11 protein-coding genes are annotated in these 12,875 nt (G+C 58.6%); 1 reads left to right on the forward strand and 10 read right to left on the reverse strand.

All coding sequences use genetic code 11. The annotated features are described in order from the left end of the window. The coding region (locus tag T424_RS0110200; RefSeq protein WP_027487634.1) for a transposase family protein at nucleotides 1-230 on the reverse strand (230 nt) is incomplete at its 3' end. 470 nt (nucleotides 231-700) lie between these two features. Next, nucleotides 701-2,872 carry a catalase/peroxidase HPI gene (katG, locus tag T424_RS0110205; RefSeq protein ID WP_027487635.1) on the reverse strand — a complete coding sequence of 724 codons (2,172 nt, stop codon included), beginning with the start codon at nucleotides 2,870-2,872 and terminating at the stop codon, nucleotides 701-703. A gap of 177 nt (nucleotides 2,873-3,049) precedes the next feature. Here katG and T424_RS0110210 point away from each other — a divergent pair, with 177 nt between their 5' ends. Next, nucleotides 3,050-3,943, forward strand: a complete 894-nt coding sequence (locus T424_RS0110210) for a hydrogen peroxide-inducible genes activator (RefSeq protein ID WP_027487636.1) — start codon at nucleotides 3,050-3,052, stop codon at nucleotides 3,941-3,943. 195 nt (nucleotides 3,944-4,138) lie between these two features. Here the strand turns inward: T424_RS0110210 and T424_RS0110215 are convergent, their stop codons facing one another. From T424_RS0110215 to T424_RS0110250, 8 genes are all read right to left on the reverse strand, one after another. Next, on the reverse strand, nucleotides 4,139-5,866 hold the full coding sequence (locus tag T424_RS0110215; RefSeq protein ID WP_037067375.1) for an ABC transporter substrate-binding protein: 1,728 nt from the start codon (nucleotides 5,864-5,866) through the stop codon (nucleotides 4,139-4,141). A 55-nt stretch (nucleotides 5,867-5,921) separates the two neighbouring features. After that, the gene (locus T424_RS0110220; protein ID WP_027487638.1) at nucleotides 5,922-6,203 is read right to left on the reverse strand and encodes a DUF2160 domain-containing protein; all 282 of its coding nucleotides are present in this window, start codon (nucleotides 6,201-6,203) and stop codon (nucleotides 5,922-5,924) included. A gap of 14 nt (nucleotides 6,204-6,217) precedes the next feature. Continuing rightward, on the reverse strand, nucleotides 6,218-7,030 hold the full coding sequence (locus T424_RS0110225; protein ID WP_027487639.1) for a carbohydrate ABC transporter permease: 813 nt from the start codon (nucleotides 7,028-7,030) through the stop codon (nucleotides 6,218-6,220). Nucleotides 7,031-7,033: 3 nt separating this feature from the next. Then, the gene (locus T424_RS0110230; RefSeq protein ID WP_027487640.1) at nucleotides 7,034-7,921 is read right to left on the reverse strand and encodes a carbohydrate ABC transporter permease; all 888 of its coding nucleotides are present in this window, start codon (nucleotides 7,919-7,921) and stop codon (nucleotides 7,034-7,036) included. A 2-nt stretch (nucleotides 7,922-7,923) separates the two neighbouring features. Then, a complete protein-coding gene (locus T424_RS0110235) occupies nucleotides 7,924-9,006 on the reverse strand; it encodes an ABC transporter ATP-binding protein (RefSeq protein WP_027487641.1) in 1,083 nt (360 codons plus the stop codon). After that, nucleotides 9,007-10,101: an ABC transporter ATP-binding protein gene (locus tag T424_RS0110240; RefSeq protein ID WP_027487642.1), complete on the reverse strand. Its 1,095-nt coding sequence runs from the start codon at nucleotides 10,099-10,101 to the stop codon at nucleotides 9,007-9,009. Nucleotides 10,102-10,267: 166 nt separating this feature from the next. After that, nucleotides 10,268-11,779, reverse strand: a complete 1,512-nt coding sequence (gene glpD, locus T424_RS0110245) for a glycerol-3-phosphate dehydrogenase (RefSeq protein ID WP_027487643.1) — start codon at nucleotides 11,777-11,779, stop codon at nucleotides 10,268-10,270. 100 nt (nucleotides 11,780-11,879) lie between these two features. Continuing rightward, the gene (locus tag T424_RS0110250; RefSeq protein ID WP_027487644.1) at nucleotides 11,880-12,653 is read right to left on the reverse strand and encodes a DeoR/GlpR family DNA-binding transcription regulator; all 774 of its coding nucleotides are present in this window, start codon (nucleotides 12,651-12,653) and stop codon (nucleotides 11,880-11,882) included. Between the last annotated feature and the right edge of the window lie 222 nt (nucleotides 12,654-12,875).

Raw genomic sequence — 12,875 nt, forward strand, 5'->3', positions numbered from 1 at the left:
TGCCTGAACACATTGGAAAACACATCATGGCTTGGGACGCCATAAGGCAGGGGTATGATCTCTTTTAAGAGCTTGCGCTTGGAAACGCCGAAATCAGCCATGTCCTGACACGTCTCTGCACCACACAGCACCGCCGCAAGCGCAATGAACAAAATACTGTTCAACGGATGGCGCACATTGGCAGCACGAGGATCAGGAACAGATCCAAACAAAGAGGCAAATCCTTTCATCAAACCCTCCGAATCAGTCGGAGGAAGATGAAGCGATTTGCCTCAATCATTCAATAGCTTGAAACCCATATGCGATTCCCCTGCCCTCAAGGGGGGAGATCGGCAAGATCAAGGCCCTGCCTAAATTCCTGAAAAGGCCGTCATCACACCTATTCTTTGAAGAATGGCGCTTTTTCCGTATTGCAATCTCCCCCCTTGAGGGGGAGATGCCTGGCAAGGCAGAGGGGGGTAGGCCACGCCAAATTCCTCAGCGTCGTGTACTGTGACGTTTGATAAAACGCACGGCGCTGTAGCGTTTTCGCGGGTCTCGAATCCTTTGACGGAAAACCGATATTCAAAAGAACGCGCCCGGTGAACCTGTGTTCACCGGGCGCGTTCCATGTTTTTGTTTTTCTGCATTTCCGGACGGAAAACCGTGAGTACACTTTTCCTGGAAATGCTCTAATCCAAATATGCTTCAGCTCGGCGCCTTAGACGAGATCGAAGCGGTCGGCGTTCATGACCTTGGTCCAGGCGGCAACGAAATCGGAGACGAACTTCTCCTTGTTGTCGTCCTGAGCGTAAACTTCGGCATAGGCACGCAGGATAGAGTTGGAGCCGAACACCAGATCAACACGGCTTGCCGTGTACCGGGTGGCGCCACTCTTGCGGTCGCGGATGTCGTAGGAATTGGCGCCGGTCGGAACCCAGCTATAGGCCATGTCCGTCAGAGTCGCGAAGAAGTCGTTGGTCAATGCGCCGACGCGGTCGGTGAAGACCCCATGCGCGCTGCCGCCGTAATTGGCGCCAATTACGCGCAAGCCGCCGATCAGCACGGTCATTTCCGGCGCGGTCAGGCCCATGAGCTGGGCGCGATCGAGCAGCATTTCCTCGGGGCTGACCACAAAATCCTTTTTCTGGAAGTTGCGGAAACCGTCGGCCTGCGGCTCGAGCACGGCAAAGCTGTCCACATCGGTTTGTTCCGCCGTAGCATCGCCACGACCGGGAGCAAAGGGCACCTGAATGTCGAAGCCGGCAGCCTTCGCAGCCTGTTCCACACCATAATTGCCGGCCAGAACGATGACGTCGGCAAGGCTTGCGCCGGTCTCGGCGGCAATCGGCTCCAGCGCGGAAAGAACACGCTGAAGGCGTGCAGGTTCGTTGCCCTCCCAGTCCTTTTGCGGGGCAAGGCGAATGCGTGCGCCATTGGCACCGCCACGCATGTCGGAACCGCGATAGGTGCGGGCGCTATCCCAAGCGGTCGCGACCAGTTCGGCAAGCGAAAGGCCGGTTGCGGCGATGCGTGCCTTGACGGCGTTTACATCGTAGCCGGTTTTGCCAGCGGGGATGGGGTCCTGCCAGATGAGGTCTTCGGCGGGAGCGTCCGGACCAAGATAGCGGGTCTTCGGTCCCATGTCGCGGTGGGTCAGCTTGAACCATGCGCGGGCGAAGACGTCGGAGAAGTAGGCCTGATCGTCCTTGAACTTCAGCGAGATTTCCCGATAGATCGGATCGACGCGCAGAGCCATGTCTGCATCCGTCATCATGGGCATCAGGCGGATCGAGGGATCTTCCACGTCAACCGGCTTGTCGGCTTCGGCGATCGAGATCGGCTCCCACTGGGTTGCACCGGCAGGCGTCTTGACCAGATGCCATTCATGGCCGAACAGCATTTTGAAGAAGCCGTTGTCCCATTTGGTGGGCTCGGTGGTCCAAGCGCCTTCAAGACCGGAAACCACGGTATTGCGGCCAATGCCGCGACCCTTGGTGTTCATCCAGCCCAGACCCTGGAATTCCGGACCTGCGGCTTCCGGATCGGCGCTGAGGTCAGCGGCGCTGCCATTGCCATGGGTCTTGCCGATCGTGTGGCCGCCAGCCGTGAGGGCGACGGTTTCCTCGTCGTTCATTCCCATACGGGCGAAGGTTTCGCGCATCTGCGCAGCCGTTGCCAGCGGATCGGACTTGCCATTCACGCCTTCCGGGTTGACGTAGATGAGGCCCATCTGCACGGCTGCGAGCGGGTTTTCCAGCGTTTCCGGCCTGGTGACGTCACCATAACGGGTGTCGCTGGGGGCAAGCCATTCCTTTTCGTCGCCCCAATAAATGTCCTTTTCAGGATGCCAGATGTCTTCGCGGCCAAAGGCAAAACCAAAGGTCTTCAGGCCAGCCACTTCATAGGCAATGGTGCCGGCAAGAGCGATAAGATCGGCCCAGGAAATGCGGTTGCCGTATTTCTTCTTGATTGGCCACAGCAGGCGGCGGCCCTTGTCGGTATTGACGTTGTCCGGCCAGCTGTTGAGCGGAGCAAATCGTTGGTTGCCGGTGTTTGCGCCGCCACGGCCGTCCGTGACGCGGTAGGAGCCGGCAGCGTGCCAGGTGACGCGCGCCATCATGCCGACATAAGAGCCCCAATCCGCAGGCCACCAGTCCTGGCTTTCATTCATCAATGCGCGCAGGTCGTTCTTCAGCGCCTCAACGTCCAGCTTCTTAAGCTCTTCACGGTAGTTGAAGGTCTTGCCGAGCGGGTTGGTCTTGCTGTCGTGCTGGTGCAGAATATCCAGGTTCAAAGCATTCGGCCACCATTCGGTGACGGACTTGCCCGAAGCCGTGTTTGCGCCATGCATGACCGGACACTTTCCAGCCGGTTTCGTTTTCGCGTCCATGTCGTCCTCCGACAAAATTTAATGTCAAATCCTTACAGCGGCAGGAAAGCCCCGCGAGGTGGCAGCTCTATGACAGAGCCTTCGCCAACGGTGATTTTCCGCGTCCGACCATTGGGGTATCAAATGAGTTCCATAAATTCCAATTGTATATTCTAAAGTCTGCGATATGATTTTCTTATGACGTCGCTTTCCATGAAACATTTGCGCTATTTCGATGCACTGGCAAGGCTTGGCCATTTTGGCCGTGCTGCGGAGGCCTGCGCCATTTCGCAACCGGCACTTTCGCTGCAAATCCGCGAGCTTGAGGAACTTTTGGGCGCACCGCTCGTCGAGCGTGGCGGCAGGCAGATCAGGCTGACCAGTCTTGGCGAGGCCTTTGCCGTGCGGGCCCAGGCTATTTTAAGGTCTGTGGATGAATTGCAGGATCTGGGGCGTGCGCTGCATGGCCCGCTTACGGGCCGCCTGCGGATCGGTGTCATACCGACCGTTGCTCCCTATCTGTTGCCGCAGGTGATCACCTCGCTGACAAAACGCTATCCGGGCCTTGATCCGCGACCGCGAGAGGCGGTGACGCAAAGCCTGATTGCCGACCTTCTGGATGGCAAGCTGGATACGGCAATCGTTGCGCTGCCGGTGTCGGAGCCATCCTTGCAGGAGGTGCCGCTTTTCCGGGAGGAATTCGTGCTGGTCCGCTCGAAGGCCGATGCAGAAAAGCCTGTGCCAAGCGCTGAAATGTTGCGGGAAATGCGCTTGCTGCTGCTAGAAGAGGGGCATTGCTTTCGGGACCAGGCTTTGTCCTTTTGCAATATCACCGGCTTTCAGTCTCGTGATTTGATGGAGGGCAGTTCGCTCTCTACCTTAGTGCAGATGGTGGGGGCAGGCATTGGCATCACGCTTCTTCCACAAATGGCGGTGGGTTTGGAAACCCGCTCATCAGCAGTGTCCATTTCGCGCTTTCCCAGTCCTCAGCCTTGCCGGACCATTGGCATGGTCTGGCGTAGAAGCAACCCCTTGACCGCGCAGCTTTCGCAAATCGCCGATATTGTCCGCGAGGTAGGGCAGGGGACATGATACCAGGGATCATTGAAAATGACCCTTGGTATTACAACTCGTCGCGAATGAAATGGCACCCGCATTTCGGCGGGCGCCTGAAATTTCTTTAGAGCATAATCCGACCGGAGTGAAACGAGGATCGACAAGATTATGCTTCGAAAAGAAAATCTTAGAGCGCCGATCTGATTCAATCAGATCGGCGCTCTAAGTAGACTATTTCTTCTGCCAGCTTTTCACCAGTTCGTCGTAGTTGACCGTTACCGGCTTCTCCTTCTCATTGGCGATTTTGAGCTGCGGGGCGAGATTGCCCTTCTTTACGGCATCCGCGTTCCAGTAGTTGATGTCATGCTCTTCGGCGAGTTTCGGGCCGATGTCACCCTGAACCTTGGCGCGTTCGAGGCGCTGCATCACCTTTTCCTGCTCCGAGCACAGCGAATCCATTGCGGCTTGAGCCGTCTTTGCGCCTGAAGCGGCGTCGCCGATGGCCTGCCACCAGAGCTGCGCCAGCTTCGGATAATCTGGAACGTTGGTGCCGGTTGGCGACCATTGCAGGCGGGCGGGTGAGCGATAGAATTCGACGAGACCGCCCAGCTTCGGTGCGCGCTCGGTGAAGCTCTTGTCGTTGATGGTCGATTGACGAATGAAGGTCAGGCCAACATGGCTTTTCTTCACGTCTACGGTCTTGGAGGTGACGAACTGCGCATAGAGCCATGCAGCCTTGGCGCGATCGACCGGCGTGGACTTCAGCAGCGTCCAGGAGCCAGCGTCCTGATAGCCGAGCTTCATGCCATCCTTCCAGTAAACCCCGTGCGGGCTGGGAGCCATGCGCCATTTCGGCGTGCCGTCCGCATTCACCACCGGCAGCCCGTCCTTGACCATATCGGCGGTAAAGGCGGTGTACCAGAAGATCTGCTGGGCGACGTGACCCTGTGCCGGGACCGGACCGGATTCCGAGAAGGTCATGCCCTGGGCTTCCGGCGGGGCGTATTTCTTCAACCAGACGAGATATTTCTCGATGGAGTAGACGGCAGCCGGGCCATTGGTGTCACCACCGCGAGCGACGCAGGAGCCGACGGGGCGCGACTTGTCGTCCACCTTGATGCCCCATTCATCGACCGGCAGACCGTTCGGAATGCCCTTGTCGCCATTGCCAGCCATGGAAAGCCAGGCATCGGTGAAGCGCCAGCCAAGCGAGGGGTCTTTCTTGCCATAATCCATATGGCCGTAGACCTTCTTGCCATCGACATCGCGCCCCGTGAAGAATTCGGCGATGTCCTCATAGGCTGACCAGTTCACCGGAACGCCCAGCTCATAGCCGTATTTGGCTTTGAAGTCGGCCTTGTTTTTCGGATCGTTGAACCAGTCATACCGGAACCAGTAAAGGTTGGCGAATTGCTGGTCCGGCAGCTGGTAGAGCTTGCCATCCGGCGCAGTGGTAAAGGATTTGCCGATGAAGTCATCCACATCGAGCCCCGGATTGGTGGCATCCTTGCCCTCGGCGGCCATCCAGTCGGTAAGGTTACGGGCCTGCTGGTAGCGCCAATGGGTGCCGATCAGGTCGGAATCGTTGACATAGGCGTCATAGATATTCTCCTTGGACTGCATCTGCGTCTGGAGCTTTTCGATGACGTCGCCTTCGCCGATCAGGTCATGGGTGATCTTGATGCCGGTGATGGCGGTAAAGGCGGGCGCCAATACCTTGGATTCATATTCATGCGTGGTCAGCGTCTCGGAAACCACCTTGATTTCCATGCCCTTGAAGGGCTTGGCGGCATCTACGAACCACTGCATTTCCTTTTCCTGTTCCGCACGGCTCAGGGTGGACAGTGGACCGATTTCCTTGTCCAGGAATTGCTTGGCCTCGTCCATGCCGGCATGGGCCACACCGGCTGCGGCCAGAAGCAGGGCCGCTGTTGTCGAAAATAGAAACTGCCGTCGCATAATATCCTCCCGATTAGCGATTGCATGATGATGTGCCGTGAGCGCACCTTCCTCCTCACACGAAGCGAAAAACCCCCACGGCATAGACTGCTGAGAGCGCGAGCGCCCACCAGAGATTGGAACCGGCCAGACCCAGCCAGCCAAGATGAATGAAGGCTGCCCCCAGAAGCGAGATGAACAGCCGGTCGCCGCGCGTCGTTTGAAAGCGCAGCACACCCATGCGGGGATGCCCGCCGGGGGAGAAGAACTCCCAGATCGCCATCAGGGCGATCAGCACGGCAATGCCGATGAAGAACAGCGCTGTGGGCAGCGTCCAGGCCATCCATGAAAAATCCATGATGCGATCTCCTCTCAAACCCGGCCGAGCGCAAAGCCCTTGGCGATGTAATTGCGGACGAAATAGATGACGAGCGCGCCGGGAATGATGGTTAGCACGCCCGCTGCCGCCAGCACGCCCCAATCCATGCCGGAGGCCGAAACCGTGCGGGTCATGGTGGCGGCAATGGGCTTGGCATCCGTGGTGGTCAGCGTGCGGGCAATCAGCAGCTCCACCCAGGAAAACATGAAGCAGAAGAAGGCGGCGACCCCGATGCCCGAGGCGATCAGCGGCATGAAGATCTTCACGAAGAATTTCGGAAAGGAATAGCCGTCGATATAGGCCGTCTCATCGATTTCCTTCGGCACGCCCGACATGAAGCCTTCGAGAATCCACACCGCCAGCGGCACGTTGAACAGGCAGTGGGCAATGGCCACCGCGATATGGGTATCGATCAAGCCGAAGGCGGAATAGAGCTGGAAGAAGGGCAGGGCGAAGACGGCGGGCGGGGCCATGCGGTTGGTCAAAAGCCAGAAGAACAGGTGGCTGTCGCCCAAAAAGCGGTAGCGCGAGAAGGCATAGGCGGCAGGCAGCGCCACCAAAACGGAAATCACCGTGTTCATCGCCACATAGGTGATGGAGTTGATATAGCCGCCATACCAGGAAGGATCGGAAAAGATCACCCCGTAATTGCGCAGGGTCGGCTGGGTCGGCCAGAGCGAGAAAGCGCCGAGAATCTCGCTGTTTTCCTTGAAGCTCATGTTGACGAGCCAGTAGATCGGCAGGAGCAGGAAAACGATATAGAGCGTCAGGATCAGGCCGGAACGAAGCGAACGGGTGTCATGCATGACTCATTCTCCCTTCGATACGCCAGCATCGGCGGCGTCGCTCTGGGTCATCACCGTGTAGAAGACCCAGGAAAGCAAAAGGATGATCAGGAAGTAGATGATCGACATGGCGGCTGCGGGTCCAAGGTCGAACTGGCCGACAGCCATCTTCACGAGATCGATGGAGAGGAAGGTGGTGGCATTGCCCGGACCGCCGCCCGTCACCACGAAAGGCTCGGTGTAGATCATGAAACTGTCCATGAAGCGCAGCAGCACGGCAATCAGCAGCACCCGCTTCATCTTCGGAAGCTGGATATAGCGGAAGACCGAGAAGCGCGATGCGCCATCGATGCGGGCGGCCTGATAATAGGCATCCGGAATGGAGACGAGACCGGCATAGCAGAGCAGCACCACAAGGCTCGTCCAGTGCCAGACATCCATGACGATGATGGTGATCCAGGCATGGGTGGCGTTCTGCACATAGTTATAATCAATGCCCATGGCGGCCAGCGTGTGGCCGAGCAGGCCAATATCGACGCGCCCGAACACCTGCCAGATGGTGCCCACCACATTCCACGGTATGAGCAGCGGCAGCGCCATCAGCACAAGACAGACCGGCACGCCCAGGCCCTTTTTCGGCATGTTGAGCGCAATGAAAATGCCAAGCGGAATTTCAATGGCCAGAATAATCATCGAGAAGGTGAGGTTGCGCCACAGCGCATCCCAGAATCTGTCGGAATGCAGGGTCTGGGTAAACCAGTCTGTGCCCGCCCAGAAGAATTCATTATTGCCGAAAGTGTCCTGCACCGAATAATTCACCACTGTCATCAGCGGAATGACGGCGGAAAAGGCCACCAGCAGCAACACCGGCAACACGAGAAACCAGGCCTTGTTGTTCCACGTCTTTTCCATGGTCAGGACCTCCCGCTCGTGGCGTAATCGGCCCGCCAGCTATCGGCATAGATATGGATGGCGGCCGGGTCGAAACGAAGTTTCGCGTCGGCCGGGATGTCCTGATCCTCGCGCAACACCAGCGAAACGGGCTGATCGGCAAAGGCGGCGCGCACGATCTTTTGCCGGCCAATATCTTCCACCTTGCGGATGGTGACGGGTAGGCCCTCGCGGGAAAGCGACAGGAATTCCGGACGAATGCCAAGCTCGGTCTTGGCGGCACCCGGAATGACCGGCCTGCCGGGCAGCGTAATGCGCGAACCGCCAATAATGGCTTCCGCCCCGTCAATGCCAGCCGCCATGACATTCATGCCCGGCGAGCCAATGAAATAGCCGACGAAGGTGTGCTTGGGCCGGTCGAACAGTTCGGCGGGTGTGCCGATCTGCACGATCTGCCCGTCATACATCACCACCACCTTGTCTGCGAAGGTCAGCGCCTCGGTCTGGTCATGGGTGACATAGACCATGGTGAAGCCGAATTGCCGGTGAAGCTGCTTCAACTGCGTGCGCAACACCCATTTCATATGCGGATCGATGACGGTGAGCGGTTCGTCGAACAGGATGGCGTTGACGTCGGAGCGCACCAGCCCGCGTCCGAGTGAGATCTTCTGCTTCTGGTCGGCGGTCAGGCCGCGCGCCTTGCGTCTGGCCCAGCTTTCCAGATCGATCATTTTCAGGATGCCGCGCACCCGGCTATCGATCTCGGCCTCCGGCACTTGCCGGTTTCTGAGCGGAAAGGCGAGATTGTCGTAAACGGTCATGGTGTCGTAAACCACCGGAAACTGGAAGACCTGCGCGATATTGCGGGCTTCCGTCGGCAGGTTGGTGACATCCGTTTGCCCGAACAGGATGCGCCCCTCCGAGGGCTGCAACAGGCCGGAAATAATGTTGAGAAGCGTGGTCTTGCCGCAACCGGAAGGGCCAAGCAGGGCATAAGCGCCGCCATCTTCGAAATCGTGATGCACTTCCTTCAGCGCATAGACGGGGTTGGCGAGGCCCTTCGGACCGTAGGCATGACGAAGATGCTCAAGGGAAATGCGCGCCATTCAAGCCTCCATACCGGTTTGCGCCGCGGCGCTGTTGCCGAGGGCGCGGCCCGTGGCGTCGAAGGCCAAAAGGTGCCGGCGGTCGAGATAGACGGTCATTTCCTGCTCTGCCTCCACCTCATATATGCCGTGGGTGAGCATCACCCAGCGGGCCTCGGCAAAGGCCAGATGCACGAAGCTTTCCGATCCCGAGATTTCCGAAATCATCGAGCGCGCCGTCAAAGGGCTTGCGGTCGAGCTTTGCGGCCTTGGGGAAAGATGATGGGGCTGGAATGCCAGCGTGATTGCGCCCTCCGGCACGGCGCGAAGATGCGGCGGCACCTCGATGCTCTGTCCGCCGCCGATCATGAAGGCGCCGCCGCGCCGTTCGGCCTCCACGGTGTTGAGCGGCGGATCGGCGAAGATCCTGGCCGTGAGCAGATCCTGCGGGCGGCGGTAAACATCGATGGTCGGGCCGAACTGGGTGATGCGGCCTTGGGACAGCGTTGCCGTATTGCCGCCGAGCAGCAGGGCTTCAGACGGTTCGGTGGTGGCGTAAACGAAAATCGCGCCGGATTCGGCAAAGATTTTCGGCAATTCCTCGCGCAATTCCTCGCGCAGCTTGTAATCCAGATTGGCCAGCGGCTCATCGAGCAGAACAAGGCTTGCCTGCTTGACGATGGCCCGTGCCAGTGCGGTGCGCTGCTGCTGACCGCCCGACAGGTTCAGCGGCGTGCGCTCCAGATAGGGCGTGAGTTTCAGCAAATCGGCAGCGCGGCGTACCTGCCGGTCGATCTCGGCCCTCTCCACCTTGCGGATGCGCAGAGGCGAGGCAATGTTTTCATAAACGGTGAGCGCCGGATAATTGATGAATTGCTGGTAAACCATGGCAACGGAGCGATCTTGCACCCGCACGCCTGTTACATCCTTACCATCGAAGAAAATCTGTCCGGAACTGGGCTTGTCCAGCCCGGCCATCAGCCGCATCAGGGATGTCTTGCCGGCAAGCGTCGGCCCCAGCAGCACGTTGAGCGAGCCGCGTTGCAGTGTCAGCGTTGTCGGGTGGAGATGAATATCCCCCGCGACAACCTTGGAAAGGTCGCGTAATTCCAGCATATGCGTCAGGCCTCCTCCAACCCGGCGACATGTTGTTATGTGCGGCTGCCTAGAGCACTTCCGGTGACACGGGTTCACCTGCAATGCTCCAACTTCTTGTTTCGGCGCATTTCCGGACGCAAAACCGACTACACTTTTGCTGGAAATGCTCTAGGGGCTCCGCTTGTCAGGCCGCCCGGGCCGTATCCATGTAGTCCTCCAGCCCCTTCGCCTCCTCACGGCTCAGGAACAGGCCTTGCTTGGTGCGCCGCCAGAGAATGTCTTCAGCGGTCGTTGCCCATTCGCGGGCGATCAGCCAATCGACTTCCGCCTGATAAAGCGTGCCGCCAAAATGCTGGCCAAGCTCATTTTCGCTTCTGGCGCTGCCCAGCATGGTATGCGCCAGCGTGCCATAGCAGCGGACAAGACGCTTTGCGTGACGCTCGGACAGGAAGGGAAATGCGCCCTTCAACCTGCCGACTTCACTCTCATAACCCGTCGCCGCAAACTCTCCTCCCGGCAGATGGCTGCCGCCGGTCCAGGGCGCACCCTTGATGCCGATGCTCTCGCCAATCTTTTCCAGCGCGTGTTCGCCAAGACGGCGATAGGTGGTGAGCTTGCCGCCGAAGACATTGAGAAGCGGTGCGCCGCCCTCCGGCTGATCGATCTTCAAAACGTAGTCACGGGTTGCTTCCTGCGCCTTCGAGGCTCCGTCGTTGAAGAGGGGCCGCACGGCGGAATAGGTCCAGACAATATCGTCGCGCGTTACGGGCTCGGCGAAATATTCGCTGGCGCAGGCGCAGAGATAGTCGGTTTCCTCGTCGGAAATCGCCACATCCTTGGGGTCGCCCTTGTAATCGCGGTCGGTGGTGCCGATCAGCGTGAAATCCGTTTCATAGGGAATGGCGAAGATGATGCGATTATCCGGATTCTGGAAGAAATAGGCGCGGGGATCGTCGAACTTCTTTTTCACGACGATATGGCTGCCCTGAACGAGACGCACATTATGCGCCTGATTTCTTCCCATGGCGCCGGAAAGAACTTGATCCACCCATGGACCGGCGGCGTTCACCAGCATTTTTGCCTTGAAGGTCTTGCGGGCACGGCTGGCGCGGTCTTCCACCTCGATCAACCAGATGCCGTCTTCGCGCCGTGCGCCGATCACGCGGTGGCGGCTCAGAATGGTAGCGCCCTTGTCGGCGGCGTCCCGCGCATTCAGCACCACCAGTCTGGCGTCGTCCACCCAGCCATCGGAATATTCAAAGGCGCGGGTGAAAAGCGGCTTCAGCGGCTTGCCCGCCGGATCACGGCGCATGTTGAGGGTGCGCGTGGCAGGAAGGAGCTTGCGCCCGCCCAGATGGTCGTAAAGGAAAAGCCCCAGCCGGATCAACCAGGCCGGACGGATGCCACCCTTGTGAAAGGGCAGGACGAAACGCATGGGCCAGATGATATGCGGCGCCATGGCCCACAGCACTTCGCGCTCCATCAGCGCTTCGCGCACCAGGCGAAATTCGTAATGTTCCAGATAGCGCAGCCCGCCATGGATAAGCTTGGTGGCGCCGGACGAGGTGCCGGAGGCAAAATCATTCATTTCCGCAAGGGCAACGCTATAGCCGCGGCCCACGGCATCACGGGCAATACCGCAGCCATTAATGCCGCCACCCACAACGAAAATGTCGAAAAGCTGACCGTCGGACACGAACCCCTCCTGTTTCGCAATGCAGCAAAACAGCAAATTACGAAAGTTCGTGTAGCTAAAGCGAAGGTATAGTGAATGTCAAATGAAAGTTTCGGAACAGCTAAGATCCCCGGTCCTGCGCTTCGATCAGGCGCACGCCATGTTCCCGGCATATGGTTTTCAGGGCGGGAATGGAGCAGGTGTCGGTGATGAAGGTGTGGACCTGCGAAAGATGGCCGATGCGCACGGGGGCGGCGCGGTCGAATTTGGAGGAATCGGCCACGAGAATCACGTGGCGGGCATTGGCCATGATCGCCTGTGCCACTTTCACTTCGCGATAATCGTAATCAAGCAGCGCGCCGTCATGGTCGATGGCTGAAACGCCGATGACGGCGTAATCCACCTTGAACTGGCGAATGAAATCCACGGCCGCCTCGCCGACAATGCCGCCATCCGAGCCGCGAACCACGCCGCCAGCAATCACCACCTCAATGGCGGGGAACACCCTCAAGCGATTGGCAACATTGATGTTATTGGTAATGACCATCAGGTCGCGGTGGTCTAGCAATGCCTCGCCGACGGCTTCGGTGGTGGTGCCGATATTGATGAAGAGCGAGGAATTATCGGGAATGAGGCTGGCGGCAGCCCGGCCTATCCCCTGTTTTTCCGGGGCGGCAATGGAGCGGCGGGCCTCGTAGCGCACATTTTCCGCGCCGCTGGGGAAGATCGCACCGCCATGCACGCGGGTAAGCTGGCGCGATTCGCACAGATCGTTCAGATCCTTGCGTATCGTTTGCGGCGTGACAGAAAAGCGGCTTGCCAGTTCCTCGACCAGCACGCGGCCCTCGGCCTTGGCAATCTCCAATATCTGGGTCTGGCGCGGAGAGAGAAACATGGGTGTTTCCGTGGTTCGTTTTTCTTTCATCTTAAAGCACGCTCAGGAAAAGTGTCAGCGGTTTTCCGTTGAAGCGTGCGTGAAAGAAAGCACGCTCAGGAAAAGTGTCAGCGGTTTTCCGTGGGAGCGTGCGTGAAAGAAACCCACGCTCAGGAAAAGTGTCAGCGGTTTTCCGTGAAGAAATACGAGTGGCAGGCATGGCGATTTTTCGCGAAGGGAATA

The sequence above is a fragment of the Allorhizobium undicola ORS 992 = ATCC 700741 genome (assembly GCF_000621665.1).
Classification (GTDB): Bacteria; Pseudomonadota; Alphaproteobacteria; order Rhizobiales; family Rhizobiaceae; genus Allorhizobium; species Allorhizobium undicola.

Excerpts from the sequence above, each read along its gene's own strand:
- katG (WP_027487635.1), bottom strand. The coding sequence starts at position 2,872 with ATGGACGCGAAAACGAAACCGGCTGGAAAGTGTCCGGTCATGCATGGC.
- T424_RS0110210 (WP_027487636.1), top strand. The coding sequence starts at position 3,050 with ATGACGTCGCTTTCCATGAAACATTTGCGCTATTTCGATGCACTGGCA.
- T424_RS0110215 (WP_037067375.1), bottom strand. The coding sequence starts at position 5,866 with ATGCGACGGCAGTTTCTATTTTCGACAACAGCGGCCCTGCTTCTGGCC.
- T424_RS0110220 (WP_027487638.1), bottom strand. The coding sequence starts at position 6,203 with ATGGATTTTTCATGGATGGCCTGGACGCTGCCCACAGCGCTGTTCTTC.
- T424_RS0110225 (WP_027487639.1), bottom strand. The coding sequence starts at position 7,030 with ATGCATGACACCCGTTCGCTTCGTTCCGGCCTGATCCTGACGCTCTAT.
- T424_RS0110230 (WP_027487640.1), bottom strand. The coding sequence starts at position 7,921 with ATGGAAAAGACGTGGAACAACAAGGCCTGGTTTCTCGTGTTGCCGGTG.
- T424_RS0110235 (WP_027487641.1), bottom strand. The coding sequence starts at position 9,006 with ATGGCGCGCATTTCCCTTGAGCATCTTCGTCATGCCTACGGTCCGAAG.
- T424_RS0110240 (WP_027487642.1), bottom strand. The coding sequence starts at position 10,101 with ATGCTGGAATTACGCGACCTTTCCAAGGTTGTCGCGGGGGATATTCAT.
- T424_RS0110250 (WP_027487644.1), bottom strand. The coding sequence starts at position 12,653 with ATGTTTCTCTCTCCGCGCCAGACCCAGATATTGGAGATTGCCAAGGCC.